Annotated in this window: 15 protein-coding genes; 6 read left to right on the top strand and 9 right to left on the bottom strand. The window is 51.0% G+C overall.

Going from position 1 to position 19,698, the window contains the following annotated elements:
- Positions 1-8: 8 nt before the first annotated feature.
- The 8 genes from HRM2_RS07825 to HRM2_RS07860 all read right to left on the bottom strand — a co-directional run bounded on the left by HRM2_RS07825 (position 9) and on the right by HRM2_RS07860 (position 8,274).
- Complete coding sequence (locus tag HRM2_RS07825; RefSeq protein WP_015903468.1) at positions 9-857, bottom strand: PstS family phosphate ABC transporter substrate-binding protein; 849 nt, start codon at positions 855-857, stop codon at positions 9-11.
- 24 nt (positions 858-881) lie between these two features.
- A complete protein-coding gene (locus tag HRM2_RS25065) occupies positions 882-2,726 on the bottom strand; it encodes an ATP-binding protein (RefSeq protein WP_015903469.1) in 1,845 nt (614 codons plus the stop codon).
- Positions 2,727-2,784: 58 nt separating this feature from the next.
- The gene (locus tag HRM2_RS07835) at positions 2,785-3,153 is read right to left on the bottom strand and encodes a hypothetical protein (RefSeq protein WP_015903470.1); all 369 of its coding nucleotides are present in this window, start codon (positions 3,151-3,153) and stop codon (positions 2,785-2,787) included.
- Positions 3,150-3,500: a hypothetical protein gene (locus HRM2_RS07840; protein WP_015903471.1), complete on the bottom strand. Its 351-nt coding sequence runs from the start codon at positions 3,498-3,500 to the stop codon at positions 3,150-3,152. Before HRM2_RS07840 ends, HRM2_RS07835 begins: the two co-directional genes overlap by 4 nt.
- Positions 3,497-4,516, bottom strand: a complete 1,020-nt coding sequence (locus HRM2_RS07845) for a phosphate/phosphite/phosphonate ABC transporter substrate-binding protein (protein WP_015903472.1) — start codon at positions 4,514-4,516, stop codon at positions 3,497-3,499. The genes HRM2_RS07840 and HRM2_RS07845 overlap by 4 nt, the downstream gene beginning before the upstream one ends.
- Complete coding sequence (locus tag HRM2_RS07850; RefSeq protein WP_015903473.1) at positions 4,497-5,432, bottom strand: phosphate/phosphite/phosphonate ABC transporter substrate-binding protein; 936 nt, start codon at positions 5,430-5,432, stop codon at positions 4,497-4,499. The genes HRM2_RS07845 and HRM2_RS07850 overlap by 20 nt, the downstream gene beginning before the upstream one ends.
- A 66-nt stretch (positions 5,433-5,498) precedes the next feature.
- Positions 5,499-6,926 (bottom strand): TolC family protein, encoded by a 1,428-nt coding sequence (locus HRM2_RS07855; RefSeq protein WP_148214744.1) that lies wholly within the window; start codon positions 6,924-6,926, stop codon positions 5,499-5,501.
- A gap of 241 nt (positions 6,927-7,167) precedes the next feature.
- Positions 7,168-8,274, bottom strand: coding sequence for a 4Fe-4S binding protein (locus tag HRM2_RS07860; protein WP_015903475.1), 1,107 nt, complete (start codon positions 8,272-8,274; stop codon positions 7,168-7,170).
- A 323-nt stretch (positions 8,275-8,597) separates the two neighbouring features.
- Here HRM2_RS07860 and HRM2_RS27005 point away from each other — a divergent pair, with 323 nt between their 5' ends.
- The 6 genes from HRM2_RS27005 to HRM2_RS27010 all read left to right on the top strand — a co-directional run bounded on the left by HRM2_RS27005 (position 8,598) and on the right by HRM2_RS27010 (position 17,335).
- A complete protein-coding gene (locus tag HRM2_RS27005; protein WP_041273768.1) occupies positions 8,598-9,197 on the top strand; it encodes a TetR/AcrR family transcriptional regulator in 600 nt (199 codons plus the stop codon).
- Complete coding sequence (locus HRM2_RS07870) at positions 9,194-10,351, top strand: efflux RND transporter periplasmic adaptor subunit (protein ID WP_015903477.1); 1,158 nt, start codon at positions 9,194-9,196, stop codon at positions 10,349-10,351. Before HRM2_RS27005 ends, HRM2_RS07870 begins: the two co-directional genes overlap by 4 nt.
- A 104-nt stretch (positions 10,352-10,455) precedes the next feature.
- Positions 10,456-13,599, top strand: a complete 3,144-nt coding sequence (locus tag HRM2_RS07875) for an efflux RND transporter permease subunit (protein ID WP_015903478.1) — start codon at positions 10,456-10,458, stop codon at positions 13,597-13,599.
- Positions 13,589-15,016: an efflux transporter outer membrane subunit gene (locus HRM2_RS07880; protein ID WP_015903479.1), complete on the top strand. Its 1,428-nt coding sequence runs from the start codon at positions 13,589-13,591 to the stop codon at positions 15,014-15,016. Before HRM2_RS07875 ends, HRM2_RS07880 begins: the two co-directional genes overlap by 11 nt.
- Before the next feature lie 469 nt (positions 15,017-15,485).
- A complete protein-coding gene (locus HRM2_RS07885; protein ID WP_015903480.1) occupies positions 15,486-17,162 on the top strand; it encodes a hypothetical protein in 1,677 nt (558 codons plus the stop codon).
- Positions 17,159-17,335: a hypothetical protein gene (locus HRM2_RS27010; protein WP_015903481.1), complete on the top strand. Its 177-nt coding sequence runs from the start codon at positions 17,159-17,161 to the stop codon at positions 17,333-17,335. Before HRM2_RS07885 ends, HRM2_RS27010 begins: the two co-directional genes overlap by 4 nt.
- 285 nt (positions 17,336-17,620) lie before the next feature.
- Here the strand turns inward: HRM2_RS27010 and HRM2_RS07890 are convergent, their stop codons facing one another.
- Complete coding sequence (locus HRM2_RS07890; protein ID WP_015903482.1) at positions 17,621-19,582, bottom strand: sigma 54-interacting transcriptional regulator; 1,962 nt, start codon at positions 19,580-19,582, stop codon at positions 17,621-17,623.
- Between the last annotated feature and the right edge of the window lie 116 nt (positions 19,583-19,698).

A 19,698-nucleotide genomic window follows, 5' to 3' on the forward strand; every position in this document is an offset into this window, starting at 1 on the left:
CGTATCCTCTACAGCAAGGGAATGTATCCATTGGTCTGTAAAATATCTCTTCCCGTTTCGGTGGTAATGAAATTCAGGAACAGTTTTGCTTCGTCTGAAAGCGTTCCTGGGCGATAGATGAAAGAGAGCTGGCGGCTCAGCGGATATCTACCGCTAATGACGTTTTCTTGATTGGGATCTATTCCATCTAATTTTAACGCCTTGGCATTCAAATGCTCTGTTTTGATCATCCCGAGGTCTGTTACACCAATGGCATGGGGTGTGTTTGAAATTGCATTGTTTGCATCCTGATCATTGAAATAAAGGGTCCATCGTTTTGCCTGGGAACTTTCAATATACACCGTCTTAAATTCTGGAATGATGTTCTGAAGAACCAGAAAACCGCTGTCGGATTTTTCCCTTGCCTGCACGATGATTGTCTCTCCGTCTTGCCAGTGTGTCTTTGTTCCTCTGAAAATTTCAACCAGCTCCTGGGAAGTGATGGTGTCGTCCTTGACGTCAGAATGAGCTGCAATAACTATTGCCACCCGGGCATAGGGGTGTGCAACAATACCTATCGCCTTTTCCTGATTTTTGAGGGGACGGGAGATCAGACCCAGGGCAATGGCCCCATCGGCAACGGCGGTTATTGCGCCTCGGGTGCCGATACTGCCGGGAATATCTATCTTAACGTGCTGATTTTGTTTCATCAAGGCTTTTGCCAAAAGGCGTGTGATGCCTATATTGACGCCCGATCCAGCAGCGGTAATCACCACCGGACGCCTTGTTTGGGCGGCATCCTCTGACCAACCGGCAGAAACCCAGCATGATACCATAAGGGTTAAAATTATTATTGAAAGAAGAACGGGTTGTTTCATATTATTTCCTTTATGCCTCAATGGTTAAGAACTAATAGCACTCGGGCTATCGGGATTTGAAATAAGGTGACATGGAAGTTCAAGGGTAAACGTTGCGCCAAGACCGGGGCCGTCACTTTCCGCAATCAGGCTGCCGCCAAGTTCCCTGGCGGCAAGGGCGCCGCTGTGCAGGCCAAACCCGTGGCCGGATTTGCGCGTGGTAAATCCGTGGTGGAAAATCCGGGTTAGGTTTTCAGGAACAATGCCCATGCCGTTATCTGAGACCTGGATGGCCAATCGGCCATGGTTGGAGTTGAAGATCCGAAGGGTCATGTTTCTTGTCCTGCTGCCGCCATCCGTGCAGGCATGCTTGGCATTGTTGATCAGGTTCAGCAAAATCTGCAGAACCTTGTGTTTGTCAACTGTGATGGGGGGTACTGCCTTGTATTGCCGTTGTACTGTGACTTCGTTCCGGGTCAGTTCGTCGGCATTGAGCTTGAGTGCATCTTCCATCAGTTGATCCGGGGAAATGGTTTCAAAAACCCCGGAAACCCGGCCGTAGGTTTGCTGCATGGTCACAATTTCCTTGATATGCTCGATTCGGTCATGGAGCGCTTCGGATTCTGTGGACATGAGGTGATGCTCTTCCTGGAGGGCGGTTGCAAGGGCGGTCAGGTAGGCCGGGATCTTTGCACCCCTGGGATCTTCGACAAAGAACCGGCCCAGGTCATCCCCTGATTCGGCTATCATGCCAGCTACCCTGGCAACCTTATCCACCCGGGATTCACGGAGCTGGTCCCTGATAAGGGTACACGAGACATTGACACTGTTCAGGACATTGCCCACATTGTGAAGCACACCAGTGGCCACCTCGGCCATGCCAGCTGCCCGTGATACTTCCACAAGGGAGCCCTGGACTGCGGCAAGTTCGGTCAATGCCTCTTCCTTGGCATTAACCTGGGTTTCAAGTTCCTTTGTTCGTTCCTGGACCCGTTGTTCCAGAGTGGCCTTGGCTTCCAGCAGGGCTTCCTGGGTTCGCTGGCGGACAATGGTGGCACCGAGCATGTCTGCACCTGCGCGCAGGCTGTCTTTTTCAGGTTCGGTCCATTCACGGTCCCGAACGCAGTCATCCAGCCCCAGGATTCCCCACCAGATGCCTTCCACAAAAACTGGAATAACAATAAGGGAACGGATGCCCTGGGGTTCTAGCACAGTCCGTTCAGCCGGGCTCATTTTTGAAACCGGTCCGCTGATGATATCGTTGTTGCCAAGCACCGAGATCCAATGGGCAAAACCTGTGTCAATGTAAGGCAGATTCTGCAGGTCCGGGTTGGACAGCTGGGGATCGACGCCCTGGACCCACTCAAAGCGAAGGGATGTGCATAAACGACCAGCCTCGTCCAGGTGGTTTTTAAAGATATAGGCCCGGTCAGCATCGGCTGCCTGGCCGATTTTTTCCAGTACTGAGTCGATGGTGTTTTGCCACCGTGAGGTCTGCATGAATTTCTGGGCGGCAAAGCGGACGCTCTCCAGAATGTGATCCCGGCGCAGCAGGGCTTCAGTCATGACATTTACTGATTCGGCGAGGCTGCCCAGTTCATCGTGCCGGTTTAGGTCTGTCCGCACGGACAGATCTCCCCCTGCTATTTGCCGCACGAGTTCGCGCAGACGCAGAATGGGCCGGACCAGTTTTCCGGCATAGAGCAGGGAGACGATAAGACTTAACGCAGCGCACCCCAATGCCAGAAGAATGGTGTTGCGGTACAGGGCGGTGACACTCTGGTCATATCCTTTCAGGGACAGTCCCACATGAATCCATCCCCATTCAATGCCTGAGTAGTCAAAGGGCTGGGCATAATGAAAGGTCCGGCGATTGAACAGGGGAACCATTGCAATGCTGCCGAAAGGCTCCCGTTTATGGGGATGCCAGTACGCCTCGGCCTTGGGCTCAATTCTCCAGCCGTTTTTTTTCGATGGCCAGGGCGAACCCGTCGTTTTTCATGACAATCAAAAAATCGAGATCAGGATCGCCGGCCAGCAGGGTCTGACTGGCACTGACCACACTGGCATAGTCTTCGTTGATGGCGGCACCTGCAGCGACATCATGCAGGGCTACGGCCACACTGTTTGCCTTGGATTCAAGGTTTTTGAGAAATATTTTTTTCTGCTGAGGAATCGTCAGCAGCACAAAGACGAGCAAGGTGGTCATGGCCACCAGCCAGGACATCAGGGCGATGCGCAGGGCAATACCCATGCTGCGTCTTTTGGTGGGTGTTCCAGGGACTGTGGGTGTTTTCGTTGTCAGGGCTGATTTCATGGCCGCACCCTTCCATGCATAAGTTGCTGGTACCCTGTCTCAAACCCGCGCATTAAATCCGCCACTGTAAGTAGAAGGGCATCGAATTTTTCCTGGAGCATTGCGGTCTGCAGGTTTTCATTTGCATTGACCACTTCTACCTTTGTCATAACTGAAAGTGTCTGCTCTTTGCCAATCGTGGTCACCCAGGATTTGAAGGCCGCCGTATAATCGTTGTGGTTGATGGTGCCCAGGGTACTGGGAGAGAGGCCGACTCGGAAAACCTGCGGTTCCTGGCTTTTTACGATTTTTCCCCCAGTCATATCCAGGATGCAGAACAAGGTAAGGAGGATGAAAATACGTTTCATGGTTGTTGACCCTTGCGGGCAAGCTGTTTGTGGGTTGCAATCAGTTCCAGGGCCGTATCAAGGCTGGATGCGGGTTCAATAACAAGTTCATCAGATTGAAAGATGGTCAGTACCTGCTGGCCTGCCGGGGATTTTTTCAAGTCCTTTAAGCCTTTGATGAGCTTCTCCTTAAAAACTGGATTGTAATTAGCCCTGAAAGCAAAGATGGTCGGCACCATTTCAGGTGATTCGGCCAGGATGACAAGTTGCCTGGCCAGTTGCGGATTGAGTTCAGCCATTGTATCGAACCCGCCATGCGTAAGCACGCAGGCATCAACCCGTCCGAAGAATACCGGGAGAACTACTTTTGCCAGCTTGGATTCCCGATTGATCCTGCCAGTGAAATCCTTGGTTACCGGATGACCCTGCTGAGTCAGGAGCATGTCCAGCCACAGGGGTGCCAGGCAGGTGCGCGGGTTCGTATGAATCGTAAGGCTGCATCCGTCAAGGTCGGCAAGGGTTCTGACAGGACCCTTTTGGTGGGTCAACAATACGTAACGCTCGGAAATGCCCCCGGCGTTTACGGCCACAAAGAGTGGGTGAAATTTCACTTTCCTTTTAAGCTGATCATATTCGATGGTGGTGATGCCCACGGTATCCACCTGTTTCTCCAATAAGGATTCAAGCAGTGCATCCATGCCTTTAAAAATGACAGGAACCGGGTCCGTGGGAATGTTGTGTTCCATGGCGATCTGCCCACCCCATATTTTAACCGCTGCCCTGGCGTCGTTTTCATTCACATCCGCAAACATGGTGCTTGAAAATCCCATGCAATAGGTGAATTCCCGTGTTTCAGCTGCCCTGGTGGACCCCTGAAACGTCCCCAGGATCAACAGCAAAATCAGCCCTACGGCAATTTGATACCTGAAATCCCTTATTCCAGGAAAGGCAGCCGGCTGAACCTTGGCCAGGCCGTAAGCGACACCAGGGATATTTAACAGACGCCGGGTTGCTGGTTCATGGTTTTGCCGTTGCATCGGTATCGGCTCCTTCCATTCGTTTATCACATAATCGCCGGTGTTCTGCAAGCAGTTCAAGGGCACTGTCCAGGGAACTGACTGGGTGTTCTTCAAGGCTGTCTGTCTGGAATAACGTCAGGATCTGCCGGCCGGCAGGATTAAGATGCCAGAGGGACAGCTCATCCATGACCTCTTGCCGAACCGGAGTGTTGTAGTCGGCACGGAAACAGAAGAGTATCGGTACGACCGGGGGCGAGATGGACAATACCTTGAGTTGTTGTCCTATTTGCGGATTAAGTTCGACCATGGTTTCAAAGCCATTCTGGAGTACCAGGCAGGCGTCCATATGGCGAAAGAACACTGGAAGAACCGCTTTTCCGGTTTTGGTTGTCTTAATGATTTGTCCGAAAAAATCGGGTGCAGGACCAAGGTCTTTTCTTGCCAGGAGCGTATCAAGCCAGGCTGGCCCCAGGGAAGCACGTGGGTGCATGAGCAACCCAATCTTGCGTCCCCGCAGATCGTCCAACCGTTCAATACCGCTGTCTTGATGTACGAGCAGCATACTCTTTTCCATGATCGATCCGGATGTGATACCGATCACGACCCTATCTCCGGCCACCAGTGCGCCCAGTTCGACGTACTCGTTTACGGTAATGCTGATGCAGTCGACGGCCTTATCGGTTAAAGCTGTGGCAGTCTCAGTGACGTTCTTGAAAATTTTCGGGCAAGTATCGGCAGGAATGCCTCGCTCCTTGGCGATCAATGAAGCCCAGATTTTTACGGCTGCCATGGCATCGTTTTCGTTTACAGCACCAATTACCATTCTGGAGAAACCAACACGGAGCATGGACGATGTCTGGCCGCTGGCATTGAATGGAACAAACAACAGTATAACAACAATGACGCTGAAAGGCCCAAGAAACTGCCGCCACATCAATTGCAGCGCCCTGGTCTGTTATTTTTCATTGTTTTTTCTCAAACGGCATTGTGTGGTTCTCTTTCATTGTCCCTTGAGGGTATTCAGCACCTCGGTTCCCACCATCAGGTTCAATTGCGACAGCAGGGCAATATGGTCATAACGCATTTTGTAATGCTGTGCGGACATCAGTGCATCCATCAACTGTGCCCGGATGACATTTTCAGTTTCCACCAGTTCATATTGGTAGGCCCGAATGTTTAAATCACGGTTTTCCACGGCTGCGTTCATGGCGTCCAGGGTTGCCTGGTGTGATTTTTCGGCGGCGTTCAGGGCAAGGAAGGTATCCCTGATCTGGAGGCTAACCCCCTCCCTGAGGAGAAACTGCTCCTCCTTGATTTTGTCCACAAGGGCCTGTGTTTCAGCCACTTTATTCTGGGTCAGGAAACCACTGAAAATCGGAATTTCAATACCCATACCCACGGTCCAGCCCTCCTTGTTTCGGTCTGTGGCCATGCCACCGTCATAGTCGTTCCACCATTTATGCAGTTCTCCAGTCATTGCAATTTTGGGAAAATGACCGCTTTGAGCTGTGAGGACTGCCCCCTCCGCAGCACGAATGGCGGCCTTGACCTTGGCCCAGTCCGGGTTGAACTGGTAGGCGGTTCCCACAAGGCCGTTCAATTGTCCGGCAAAGGAGGTAAAGGGGATTTGGGTGTCAGTCGGTTTCACACTGGCATCCCATGGCAGGCCCATGGTGTTGGCCAGTGCGGCCTGGGCCATCAACTCGTTTTTCTCCAGCAGGGCAACCATGGACCTCAGGGACTCGACCATGACCTTATTGTCGAGCCAGTCAGTCTTTTTTATTCTGCCGCTGCCCTCTTTATACATGGTTTCCGTGAGGTTGAGGGTGGTCTCCATGCGGGCCAGTGTGTCTTTGCCGATCTGGTGGAGCTGGATTGCCAGTACTGAGCCGAAATACAACCGTTTGACGCTGTCAGCAATTTCCAGGTCAGTGCGCCGGGATTCCTGTTTCATCATTTCAACAACCGCCCTGGTTTGGGCCCTATAGCCTTTGCGCATGCCGCCGTCGTAAAGCAGCCAGGTGGTTTCCATGGTGGCTCTGTATGACTCTTCGTCCATCAATTTAACGTCCTGGGCCGGAACGGTAATATCTCCCACAGGAATGGTCCCCGCACCGGGAATTGTGATCGGGATGGTGCCACCCATGGGTAAAGATATACTGGCAGGGGGAAAGATGAAGTTGGAATATTCGTCCATGCGCTGGTAACCACCCTTGAGGGTGACCTGGGGCCAATATCCGGCAAGGGCCTGGCGGTGCTGGGCTTCGGCCATTTCAACGGCATAGCGGGAGGCCGGGCGTTGGTGGTTATTCTCCAGAGCTGTCTGAAGGCATTCCTCCAGGCTGGCTTGTTGCAGGGTCCCATGGTCACTGTTTTCTGGAGGCGTTTTTGCGTAAACAGAACAATTCATGGAAAAAAGCGTAACCATGGCCAGAAAAATTACAGCACGAACAGTCCTAGTGCTTTGAAACATCATAAAAAGGTATCCTTGTTCAATGCGTAGTCTTTCTATGTCGTTTGAAAAACTGAATGCCATGGAGAACAATACAATGTGAGTTTTTCGATGTCTTTGAACGACTGGATTCAACAAGGAAAAAATCAAAAACCCGATTGAAACCTATCAGATTCAGACGTTTTTGCGCAAGATGTTTTTGAGTAATTCGACCGGGTTAATTCTTTTTCTGGCGCATTCTTTCGATCATTCGTTTCATTTTTTCAGGGTCCGTGTTGGCTGGAATTTTCATGGGGGGCTGGCTGGACATCCGATCCTGGAGAACATGCTCCTGGTAAGCCTGGATACGGGTACCATTCTGCCAGTGACCGGTTGCTTTGGCAGTGGTGATTCCCGTTAGGAACGCAGCAATTATAACCAGGGCGATTTTTCGTTGATCCATGGGCACCTTTCCGGAAACAAGAGAGAACCCAATGGCGTTTGGGGCAGGGCAGACATCAACACACCTGAGGCAGGCAGAGCATTCCAGGGAGTTGATGGTCTCGTTTTCCATGATGGAAATCCTTCCAGGACACATCGTTTCACATTTTCCGCATTTGATGCAGTTGTTTTTGTCCCGTTTGATTTTGCCCAGGCTGAAAAAGCTGATCACCCCGAGAAGTGCACCATAGGGGCAAAGATAACGGCACCAGAAGTTTTTGACGATGATGGACAGGATGATCAGCACGGAGATCACACAAAGGGAGGTTGTCGAAATATTGGTGAAAAAGTCCAGCATTTTGATATCTGCAAAGGTATTGTAGGGGCTCTGGATGAACTGTTCAACGGCTGCAAGGGGCATTTTAAAAAAAACACTCCAAACAAAAAAACCGGCAATGGTGTATTTGATTGCCCGCAACGGCAGATCCACCCATGTGGGAAGATGGACCGGTCGTTTAAACAACCAGGAATGGATCTTTGCCAGGCCATCGGACATCAGACCAATGGGGCAGACCCAGCTGCAGAATCCTTTTCTGACCACCAGGGCCGTGGTGCAGACAATAAGAAAGATCACCAGTGCCGATGGATGTACGGTATTAAAAACGCCGGTGAACAAAAAATATTTGAGGCTGATCAGGGCGCTGATGGGAAGAAAGGCTTCCACCCCGGGCGGCCTTTCCAGGGTTGGCATAGCCCCTGATTCAAGTTGAGCAACAAACAGATAGAACATGATGCCCATAAACAGGGATATGGCGAGGAATAGACTCTGTACCGCCTGCCTCATGGAAATCAGATCTTTGAAGGAATGGGTGGTTGTTGTTGATGGATGGGAATGGTTGGTCATTTTATGTTAAATCCTTTGCATTTGATGGAACCATACCATTGGTTAAAATGGCAGGCCAGGTCTTGCCCCCTTTAAACATACCCCTTGGCAAGGGGGGGTCTTACCATACAATGGGTGTTCAAAACAAATCATCTTCACAAAAAAGTATAGTTTTTTTAAAAAAAAAGTTTGACATTGAACTGGCCGGTCATGTATATGACTGGTCGGTCACATCTATGACTTGGCGGTCATTTTTATGGCCTGATCGTTTAATGTCCATGAATATAGGGGTCCCTCTATCGACCGGAGGGACCCTGTATTATTTTAAAACAAGGAGATTGGCCATGACCAGGGTCAGCAGAAAAAAAGAATTGCTGGACAATATGATCCGCCAGGAGGTCGCAACAACGGTCCTGGACCTTATATCCCGGGACCAGCCCGTTACCATGGATGGAATCGCCGCACAGTGCGGGGTGGCCAAGGGTACCTTGTACAACTATTTCAAGAACAAAAAACAACTGATCGATTATGTTCACCATGCCATCATAACCCCCAAGATCAAAAACCACCAGGCCATATTTGAGTCTGAAAATTCTCCCGCAACCAAACTGCATGGTTTTGTTGACGAAGTCTTTGGTTTCCAAGAGGCGTATCCCCTCTACTTCCAGTTTGTCCAGAGCCAGAGGACCGCATGTGAGGCTGACAAAGAACGGTTTGAGATTGCCATCCTGCCCCTGGTCAATCTCTGCCGGGAAGGAAGCCGAAAGGGGGTGTTTGTGAATCTTGATCCGTTTGTAATGGCCTCAATGATTTTCGGCACGGTAATCGGCCCGATGCAAACCCTTCAGAACAGGGACGAAAATAGCCGGGACATGAAAAAAATCAAACAGGATGTTATCTGTCTGCTCGACAGAATGATACTCAATCAACAGGAGAAAGCATGAAATTAAAATTATTTTCAGGTGTCATTGCAGCCGCTATTGTGGGCCTTGGCTACCTGTGGGTCACAGACCACAGTTCCATGGCCCAGGCCCAGATTGAAACACAAAAGACGGTCACGCCGCCACCGGTGGAGGTCAACGTTTATACTGTGAAATCGGAGTCCGTGGTATTTACCCGTGACCTGCCCGGCCGGACATCGGCCTTCCAGGTTGCCGAAATCCGGCCCCAGGTGACCGGGATCATCCTCAAGCGTCTGTTTACAGAGGGAAGCCATGTGGCGAAGGGGCAGCAGTTGTACCAGATTGATCCGGCCACCTACCAGGTCGCATATGACTCTGCCGCAGCCAGCCTTGCCAAAATAGAGGCCGACCTCAAGGCCCTAGCGCCCAAAGTGGAACGCTATACCCGACTGGTCAAGATGGGCGGGGTCAGCCAGCAGGCCTATGATGATGCCGTGGCTGAACTTGCCCAGGCCCGGGCTGGGGTTGCCGTTGCAACGGCCAATCTGGCAGCGGCCAGGATCAACCTGGATTATACAAAGGTTTTTGCACCCATTTCCGGGCGGATCGGCAGATCTTCGGTCACCCAGGGCGCCCTGGTTACGGCCAATCAGACCACGGCCCTGGCCACAATTCAAAATTTTGACCAGATCTACGTGGATGTGAACCAGTCCAGTGCAGAGCTCATGCGTCTGCGTCGCCAGATGAAAATCAGGGACCGAAATCCCGAGGCCCTCTTGATTCTGGACAATGAAACCCAGCCCTTTGCCGGCAAGGGACAGATCATGTTTTCCGATGTCACCGTGGACCCGGGAACGGGCATGGTTCAGCTTCGGATTCTGTTTTCCAACCCGGACAACCAGTTGTTGCCCGGTCTCTTTGTCAGGGCCAGGGTGGAAAAGTCCCGCCAGGACGAGGCCATCATGATTCCCCAACAGTCCCTGGTGCGCAATGCCGACGGCACCACTGCGGTATGGATTGTTGATGCTGCAAACACCGTAAATATCCTCAGCGTCACCGTTTCAGAGGCCATTGGAGACAAATGGCTGGTAACGGCAGGCCTTGCGCCCGGAGACCGGATTGTAACCGAAGGACTGCAGAAGATCCGCCCCAGGGCAACGGTCACCCCCGTGGACGATCAAACCACCAACAGCTGATAACCGGCAGGGCCGGAGCAGATATGGCTTATGGCCCCAACGAATTTTGAAACGCCTCTGATTGCAGTGCTTCAGTGGGTGTTTCATTTGAACAGGAAAAAAGAATGTCCAAGTTTTTTATAGAAAGGCCCATCTTTGCGTGGGTGATTGCCATCGTCATCATGCTGGCGGGGCTTTTTGCCGTTGTGACCCTGCCGGTGGAGCAGTATCCCAAGATCGCTCCTCCCAGCATCAGCATCTCCACCTCATATCCCGGTGCATCGGCAGAGGTGGTTGAGAACAGCGTTGCCCAGGTCATTGAACAGAACCTGACCGGGATTGATTATCTCAGGTATTTTTCATCGTCCAGCGACTCCAACGGGCAGTTGACCATTACCCTGACCTTTGAGCCCGAGGCAGATCCAGATATTGCCCAGGTGCAGGTCCAGAACAAGGTTCAGGCCGTCAAGAGTCTGCTTCCCCAAGCGGTTCAGACCCAGGGGGTGACGGTAAAAAAAGCTTCAAAAAGCTTTCTCCTGGTGGCCGGAATCTATTCCGAGGACGGAAAGATGAGCGGTAATGACATCTCTGACTATATTAAATCCAACATGGCCGAAACCCTCAGCCGGGTCCAGGGTGTGGGAGATCTGACCGTGTTTGGAGATCAGCATTCCATGCGGATCTGGATCAACCCGGAAAAACTTCATTCCTACAGCCTGATGCCTTCGGATATCACGGCCGCCATCCAGGCCAGAAATGTGGATGTCACCTCGGGCCAGCTCGGCGGCTCTCCTGCTGTTGCGGGTCAGCAGCTCAACGCCTCCATCTCTGTCCAGTCCAAGCTCAAAACCGTGGCTGATTTCGAGAACATCCTGGTTAAGGTCAATGGTGACGGATCCCAGGTCAGGCTCGGGGATCTGGCAAGGGTGGAATTGGGGTCCCAATCCTACAGCCGGATCGCCAGGTACAAGGGCATGGAGGCCTCGGCCATGGCCGTAACCCTTTCCACCGGGGCCAATGCCCTGGAAACGGCCAGCCGGGTCAAGGCCAAGATCAAGGAGTTGTCCGCCTTTATGCCCCAGGGGTTGAATGTGGCATATCCCTACGATACCACTCCCTTTGTGAAGCTTTCCATTGAAGAGGTGGTCAAGACCCTGATCGAGGCAATTGTTCTAGTTTTCTTTGTCATGTACCTGTTCTTGCAGAATTTCAGGGCCACTCTGATTCCCACCATTGCCGTTCCAGTGGTACTCCTTGGCACCTTTGGGGTGCTGTCCGCCTTTGGGTTCAGCATCAACGTACTTACCATGTTCGCCATGGTTCTGGCCATCGGCCTTCTGGTGGACGACGCCATTGTGGTGGTGGAAAATGTGGAGCGGGTCATGGGAGAAACCGGACTGTCTCCCAAGGAGGCCACCCGTCAGTCCATGTCCCAGATTACGGGTGCCCTGGTGGGCATTGCCATGGTTCTTTCGGCTGTGTTCATCCCCATGGCCTTTTTCAGCGGGGCCACCGGTGCCATTTACCGCCAGTTTTCCATTACCATTGTATCGGCCATGGTTCTGTCCGTTATCGTGGCCCTGGTATTGACTCCGGCCCTTTGTTCCACCTTTCTTAAACCTGTGAAAAAGGGGCATAATCTGGGGAAAAAGGGGTTTTTTGGCTGGTTTAACAAAAGTTTTGACGCTGGAAAGTCCATTTACCGGAAAAGTGTGGGATATGCAGCCACCAGGGCCGTAAGGTTCATCATCGTCTACCTTATCATTGTGGGCGGTCTGGTGTACATGTTCAAGGGACTGCCCACCGCATTTTTGCCGGATGAAGACCAGGGTACCCTGATGATGATGATCTCGGCCCCGCCCGGGGCCACCATGGAAAGGACCCTTGCGAGTATCAAAAAGGTGGAGGCCTATTTTCTCAACGAGGAGGCCGAGAATGTCAACGGTCTGTTTACGGTCACAGGGTTCAGCTTTGCCGGAAACGGCCAGAATGTGGGCCTGGGATTTGTCCAGTTAACGGACTGGGACGAACGGCAGCGCCCGGACCAGAAGTCCGCCGCCATTGCCCAGCGGGCAATGAAGAATCTTTATGGCATCAAGGATGCCATGGTGTACGCCTTTATTCCACCGCCCATCAACGAACTGGGAAATGCCACAGGGTTTGACTTCCAGCTGGTGGACCGGGCAGGCCTGGGCCACACCGCCCTGATTGCGGCCCGAAACCAGATGCTGGGCATGGCTTCCCAGAACCCCAAACTTGTGGGGGTCCGGCCCAATGGTCTTGCCGACGTTCCCCAGTACAAACTGGACATTGACTATGAAAAGGCCGAAGCCCTCGGGGTTTCAACCTCGGATATTACTTCGGTTGTGTCAACGGCATGGGGCTCCGCCTATGTCAATGATTTCATGGACAAGGGCCGGGTAAAAAAAGTCTATATGCAGGGAGATACGCAGTTCAGAATGCTTCCCCAGGACATAAACCTTTGGTATGTCAGAAATTCAAGGGGTGAAATGGTGCCCTTTTCCTCGTTTGCCAAGGGAATTTGGGACTATGGCTCTCCCAAACTGGAACGATACAACGGCAGTTCTTCCCAGGAAATTCTGGGCGCACCAGCACCCGGGGTCAGCTCCGGGGAAGCCATGGAGATCATAGAAGATCTTGCCCAGAACCTGCCCCAGGGCATCGGGCTTGATTGGACGGGCATCTCCTATGAAGAAAGGATGGCAGGTTCCCAGACCACGCTTTTGTATTCGGTCTCCCTTCTCTTTGTCTTCCTGTGTCTGGCCGCCCTGTACGAGAGCTGGTCCATCCCCTTTTCGGTGATGCTGGTCGTTCCCCTGGGGGTCATTGGATCCGTGGGTGCCACCCTCTGGGCCGGGCTGTCCAATGACGTTTATTTCCAGATCGGTTTATTGACCACCATCGGGCTTGCCGCCAAAAATGCCATTCTCATCGTGGCCTTTGCAAAGGAGCTCTATGAAAAGGGTACAGATCTTGTGACTGCGGCCAAGATTGCAGCCGAACAGCGGCTGCGGCCCATTCTCATGACCTCGTTTGCATTCATCCTGGGGGTCACCCCCCTTGCCGTGGCCAACGGTGCTGGATCTGCCAGCCAGAATGCCATCGGCATTGGCGTCATCGGCGGCATGGCTGCGGCAACCTCCCTGGCCATTATCTTTGTTCCCCTTTTCTTTGTAATCCTGGAGAAGATGACCGAAAAACGAAAAAAGGCCGGACCGGCCATCAAAGAGGTAACCCATGCCCAATAGAAACATTCTGACGGCAGCCCTGGCTGCCATGATGATCCTGACCGCGGGCTGTTCAATGATACCCGAATACCGGCAGCCCGATCTTCCCGTGGTAGATGCCTGGCCTACACAGACGGCCAGCCAGATGCAGGACGAAGCCCATGGTGGCGGCACCCAGGTTCCAGAGATTGCCTGGGAAGCCTATTTTGAATCTGAGCCGTTAAGGAAGTTGATTTCAAGGGCCCTGGACAATAACAGGAATCTGAGGGTAGCCCTGCTCAGAATTGACCAGGCTAGGGCCGCATACCGGATTCAGAGGGCAGACACCCTGCCTGTGGTATCCGGGGGATCCTCATTTGCCCGTGAGGGGGTGACTGAAGATACAAGTTACACGGGCAGCGCCTACAACAGTTCCACCCTTTCCGCCAATGTGGGGGTGACAGCCTATGAACTGGATTTTTTCGGCCGGGTCAAAAGCCTGAACCAGGAGGCCCTTGCGACCTATCTGGCAACCGGGGAGGCTGCCTTGAACACCCGCATCGCCCTGATCGCTGAAACCGCAGATGCCTTTTTGAACTATCTGGCCAACAAAAAACTGCTCTGCCTTGCAAAGGAGACCTGCAGGGCATACCAGGAAACCTATGCCGTGATCAAGGGCAAATACGAGGTGGGGTCAGTTGCCGAACTGGATCTGTCCCAGGCTGCCACCTCCGTTGAAAGTGCAAAGGTTTCCATTGCTCGGTACACACGGCTTACGGCCCAGGCCAGAAACGCTGTCATTCTTCTTGCGGGAACCCAGGTGACCGATATCCTGGATTCAGGAGAAACCATTGACCAGGTCAGGTTTCTGGATACGCTTCCCATGGGGCTGCCCTCAAAGGTGCTGTTGCAGCGGCCTGATATCCGGCAGGCAGAGCATCTGCTCAAAGCTGCCAATGCAGATATCGGGGCGGCCAGGGCGGCCCTGTACCCCACCATCCGTCTGACCGGTGCCTTTGGTCTTGCCAGTGATGAGCTGTCGTCCCTGTTTACATCCGGGGCTGCCTATGCCTGGAATTTTACTCCCTCCTTGTCCATTCCCATATTCAACAGGGCAGGGATCAGGGCAAGCCTTGAGGCGGCTGAAGTCAGCGAAAGAATTGCTGCTACAGAATATGAAGCTGTCGTTCAAACTGCATTCAAGGAGGTGGCTGACCAGTTGGCCGCAACAAAGACCTATGCCGATCAGATGAGGGCTCAGAATGCCCTGGTCGCTGAAACCCGTAAGACCTATATCCTTTCCCGGGCCAGATACCAGAACGGCATTGACGATTTTTTATCTGTGCTGGATTCCCAACGATCCCTGTTTGTCGCTGAACAGTCCGCCATCACGGTGCGCCAGGCCTATCTGAGTAGCCAGGTCAACATGTACAAGGTGCTTGGTGGCGGCCGGATTTAGCTTAAGGGGCGCAATGGGGTCGTGACGGACCGGATCTTTAGATCTTTAGGGGTTCGGTTCGTCCATAAACATGGTGTACTCCACACCGATTTCAACTGCCTAAGGTCATATAAATCATCTGTCCTGCTGGTTTAATATTTATATTTTTCTTTTTGTGGTGTCGTATTTCAGACTGTTAATAATTTTTTATACTTTTCTTGACAAGAAGTAGCGTCCTACTCTAGAATAATCTGTTTTATGTCATTGTGGACAACTGCCTGATGGTGGCTAAGCAAAACATAAAACTGCTTGGAATTTTAAATGAGTCGTTTTTTTTGATAAAAAGTTAGCCAACTCTTTTTATATGAAACACCCACCAAAGCATTACAAACAGAGGCGTTTCATCATTCGTTGAGGCCAGAGCCATACCTCGCTCCGGCCGTGCCGGTTATATTAATCTTGATTTCCAGTGATCTTAAAAAGGTGAACAGTGAAACTGTTAGACAAAACGCCTTTATCAAAATGGTGGGCTGAAGCCAAAGAAAACTATAATTCCGATGAAATTCTCAGGGTTCTTTTAGACAATAAAGATAAGCTTGAAGAATCATTGGCAAAGCTTGGCGGAAAAAAGCGCCTTTACAGTGCATTTGACAGAATGTTTTCTTTTTTTTCACGGCTGGCCGGGGCAGCTGACAAGATATCCGAAAAAACACAACATTTCCTGATGCGATTTTCCTGGTTTCGAGGATTTATAGAAAAAGCCAGGGGATGGAAGAATCATCTGAACTTTAAAGAATTAATTGAATTTGCACGAACAAAACTATATTCCCTTTGGCATGCCCCGCACAATGAAACAGCCATCAAACTGCTTGAAGAAATAGTAGAATTTGTCTCAAAGCATGGGGTGGATATAAATGTGTATTTTCCTGAAGCAAAACAAAAACTCTTTGAAAAGAAGGATCAGCTGCTTCAGCATAAGTTTTTTCAGGAATTTTCCCAAACCCGATTAGAACAGTTGCTGGCTATCCAGTTCTCTTTTGACCGGAGTATTTTTCCTGTATTACCGGATACGGCATTCTGGCATAAATTTTTTGAATTTGCAGAAAAAAAGAAAGTTGTTGATATTGTTCTGGTCAACAAAAATGGTAAGCGTGTTTCCTTTAAAAAAGATTCTGCCGAAGCCATCGCAGCCACGGACACTGTTTTAACGCTGCATAAACTTTCAAAGATTAAAAACAAAGGGCACCGGATCTTTTTCGTGGGTCACCATGAAGGATATTTAGGGCCTTACTTTGTCAGAAGCGTCATCCGGAAACTGGGTTTTCATAACCTGACCCGGAACTGCAACACAGTTGTCGGCCCCCGGATGTTTTCCAATGTTGTCTTACGAAACGGAGCGGCAAATGTCGGCAACCTTTTTATTACCGTGCCGTCACAAAAAACAACCATTATCAAAACCGGAGGCCTTGCTGAAGAATTAAGAAAAACTGCCAAAAGGACCCAGTGCCTGATCAAGTTACCGGATGCCGGATTGTATTTAATGAAAAAACTTACCTATGAAGAGTTTATGAATGCCATGGTAAATGGCAATCCTGATGCATTTGTGAAGCATACTTCTTTTATGGATGATGAAATAAAGGTGGAATTGACCACTTTTTTGGAGACTGAAAATTTTGCAGAAGCCATGAAAAGTTTTTCCAAAGGTGATTATGACCTTTTCAAAAAGATTATGAAAGAAAGCTTTCTCATCTTTCCTGAAGGCTCCCGGTCCTATATTGACCCGGATGGCGGAGTCGTTATGAAATACGTTAATCCAAAGTATTTACAATCCTATATGCGTCCCGGTGATTTTATTGCCTCCATTAACCTGGTGGGTGGATCAGAGCTTACCCGGGGATGGCACCTGCGTTCAGCAACGCTGGGGGTTTCCATGGGTGACCCCATTGAAGTGACCGCTGAAATGATAAAAAATTACGAGGAAGAAGGGATTAAGGTCATGCGCAACATTGCCCAGCTGCCCAACATCAAAGACGTCCGGTTTAAAGAAGAAATTCAGTATAAACCGGCACGGCCGGAACGAGGGATGGCATCCGGCCACAACAAATATGGAAATTCCGCCAATGTTAATGCTTTGGTGGGTGTTTCATATAAAAGGGGGGAGAATTGAACCGGAGGGAATGGGCAAATGGAAAAATGGATGTTGGCAACAAAAAATTAACCCTCACTCCCAACACCCATGACCCGGTCAGGTTCATGGACACACTTCCCACGGGGGGGGGGGGGCTGCCGTCCAGGGTGCTTTTGCAGCGGCCCGACATCAGGCGGGCAGAGCATCGCTAAACAATCCGCCATCACGGTGCGTCAGGCCTATCTGAGTAATCAGGTCAACCGGTATAAGGTGCTTGGCAGTGGCCGGATTTAGCTTAAGGGCCCACTCAAAAATAACTTTACATTTTGGCGGCCAATTCATCCAGCCCTGACGCGTTGTGAAAATTCGGCGTATTCCTGATATGCCTGCATTTTCACGCCTTGCAGGGCAGGCGACTTGACCCCCAAAATTGGTAATTTATTTTTGAGTGAACCCTAAGGTGTGCAATGCGGTCGTGACGGAACGGATCTTTAGATCTATAGGGGGGTGTCCCTGAGACCATGGGTATTTATTTTTCTCTGGAGAGTCCGGGTGGTGATCTTGAGTTCCCGGGCCGTATCGATCCGTCGCCATTGATGCTTTTCCAAGGCCCTTTGGATGATTGCTTTTTCCTGCTTTATCATTGTCTCTTGAAGCCCTTCCGTTTGGGCCGGCAGGTCCATCCGGATTGAGATCTCTTCCTGGGGAAGATTGAGGGCCTTCTTGATAAAATCAAGGTTGCCCACCACGCAATATCGTTCCACCACGTTTTTAAGCTCCCTCACATTCCCAGGCCAGCCATAGGCAACCAGGGCAGTCTTCTCTCGCTCCGACAGCTGGGGGGCTGCCTGTCGTTTCAATTGGCAGAGGCTGGCAGGCCAGTTTGTATCCTTCATAAACGCCTTGAGCTTGATGGAGATGGGGGGTAGCTTATGGTTGCTCAGTTCCCTGACCGTTCCCACGTGTTCATACTGCTTCAGGGCAGTCTTGATCGGATCTCCGGGGATTGCGGTTTTTGACTGGAATCTTGAGATGAAATAATCGATCAGCAGGGGAATATCTTCTTTTCTTTCTCTCAAAGGGGGCAGATGGATGGGAAGAATGTTGATTCGATAATAAAAATCTTCACGCATCCGGCCAGCTTTAACAAGCGCAAGAAGGTTCTGGTTGGTGGCCGCAACGATGCGGAAATCCGACCGCCGGACTTCATGGTTGCCTACTGGCAGGTATCCGTATCCCTCTATGGCCCTCAAAAGCTTGACCTGCATGCCAAGGGAGATTTCTCCAATTTCATCCAGGAACAGGGTGCCCCTGTGGGCAGCATCAAGATACCCTTTTTTGTCTGTAAGGGCACCGGTGAATGCCCCTTTTTTATACCCGAAAAATAGGCTCTCAAAAAGCGTTTCAGGGATGGCGCCGCAGTTGACCGTGACAAATCGGCCGTCACTTCTGTCACTCAGGTCATGAACAGCCCGTGCCACGAGTTCTTTGCCCGTGCCTGACTCTCCCAGCACAATTACGTTGGCGCTTGAATTGGCCGCATCCAGAATATGGCCGTACATCGTCTGCATGGCAGGGCTCTTGCCGATGATATCACCAAAGCGGTACAATTCCCGGAAGGAATATTTGAGACGATGGTTTTCCTTCTGGAGCTTGAGCTCGTTTTTTTTTTGCTCGGAAATATCGGTCATATAGCCTTCCAGCATCAGAGTGTTCTGTTGATCCGAATAGACCCCCTCCCCCTGTTCCAGCACCCATTTGTCCTGGCCCGAAGCGGTTTGGATGCGATAGGTAATCTGGTAACGCTCTTTCTTTTGAAGCGCCTGGTTGATCTGCTCCCGAACCATTTCAAGATCATCCGGGTGGATGATCTGCTCCTTGCTCTCCATCAGTTCCGAGGGAAGATAGCCCAGGAGCCGTTCACACCCCTTGCTGGCAAACCGGATGCTCCAAATATCATCGATATCACAGCGAAAGGCCATGCCGGGCAAATTGTTCATCAGGGTTGAAAATTTTCGTTCGCTCTCTTTCAAAGACTGTTTCGCCATCTTCTGGGCCGTGATGTCGTGGAGCATCATCAGCATGGACACGGAACCGTCCGGCCTGTATATGGGAACTCTCATGCGAAGATACCATTTTTTGCCAACAGCGTCCTCAAGCTCGTCCCTGAAGGGCTTCTCTTTCTGGCATCGCTCCCGTCCACACCAGGGACAGACTGACTCCCTACCGAAAATAGCCTGGTGGCAAAGCTCTCCTGTCACATCTTTGCCGAGATACATCCTGAGCTGATCGTTCATGAATTCAATTCGATACGCCTGGGAACAGACATAGATGAAGCAGTCAAAGGTATCGATGACCTCCTCGGCCTTAACGTCCCTTGTGGTGCTATAGGGGCATATAAGCTTGAGAAGATGCCTGTTCTTCTTGTGTTGATCGCTGGTGTACGGGATAAAATTCATTTAAAGGTTCCAATATCCATGGGGTTATAGCCCCATAGTATACCACACAACTTTTAAAAATGAATGACCAATTTCATGGCCTGTTCATTTGGATTTTAACTCTGACCCCATGTAAA

The sequence above is a fragment of the Desulforapulum autotrophicum HRM2 genome, from assembly GCF_000020365.1.
Classification (GTDB): Bacteria; Desulfobacterota; Desulfobacteria; order Desulfobacterales; family Desulfobacteraceae; genus Desulforapulum; species Desulforapulum autotrophicum.

Excerpts from the sequence above, each read along its gene's own strand:
- HRM2_RS07870 (WP_015903477.1), top strand. The coding sequence starts at position 9,194 with ATGAAATTAAAATTATTTTCAGGTGTCATTGCAGCCGCTATTGTGGGC.
- HRM2_RS25065 (WP_015903469.1), bottom strand. The coding sequence starts at position 2,726 with ATGGTTCCCCTGTTCAATCGCCGGACCTTTCATTATGCCCAGCCCTTT.
- HRM2_RS07880 (WP_015903479.1), top strand. The coding sequence starts at position 13,589 with ATGCCCAATAGAAACATTCTGACGGCAGCCCTGGCTGCCATGATGATC.
- HRM2_RS07860 (WP_015903475.1), bottom strand. The coding sequence starts at position 8,274 with ATGACCAACCATTCCCATCCATCAACAACAACCACCCATTCCTTCAAA.
- HRM2_RS07840 (WP_015903471.1), bottom strand. The coding sequence starts at position 3,500 with ATGAAACGTATTTTCATCCTCCTTACCTTGTTCTGCATCCTGGATATG.
- HRM2_RS07835 (WP_015903470.1), bottom strand. The coding sequence starts at position 3,153 with ATGAAATCAGCCCTGACAACGAAAACACCCACAGTCCCTGGAACACCC.
- HRM2_RS07890 (WP_015903482.1), bottom strand. The coding sequence starts at position 19,582 with ATGAATTTTATCCCGTACACCAGCGATCAACACAAGAAGAACAGGCAT.
- HRM2_RS27005 (WP_041273768.1), top strand. The coding sequence starts at position 8,598 with ATGACCAGGGTCAGCAGAAAAAAAGAATTGCTGGACAATATGATCCGC.
- HRM2_RS07875 (WP_015903478.1), top strand. The coding sequence starts at position 10,456 with ATGTCCAAGTTTTTTATAGAAAGGCCCATCTTTGCGTGGGTGATTGCC.
- HRM2_RS07850 (WP_015903473.1), bottom strand. The coding sequence starts at position 5,432 with ATGTGGCGGCAGTTTCTTGGGCCTTTCAGCGTCATTGTTGTTATACTG.
- HRM2_RS07845 (WP_015903472.1), bottom strand. The coding sequence starts at position 4,516 with ATGCAACGGCAAAACCATGAACCAGCAACCCGGCGTCTGTTAAATATC.
- HRM2_RS07825 (WP_015903468.1), bottom strand. The coding sequence starts at position 857 with ATGAAACAACCCGTTCTTCTTTCAATAATAATTTTAACCCTTATGGTA.
- HRM2_RS07855 (WP_148214744.1), bottom strand. The coding sequence starts at position 6,926 with ATGGTTACGCTTTTTTCCATGAATTGTTCTGTTTACGCAAAAACGCCT.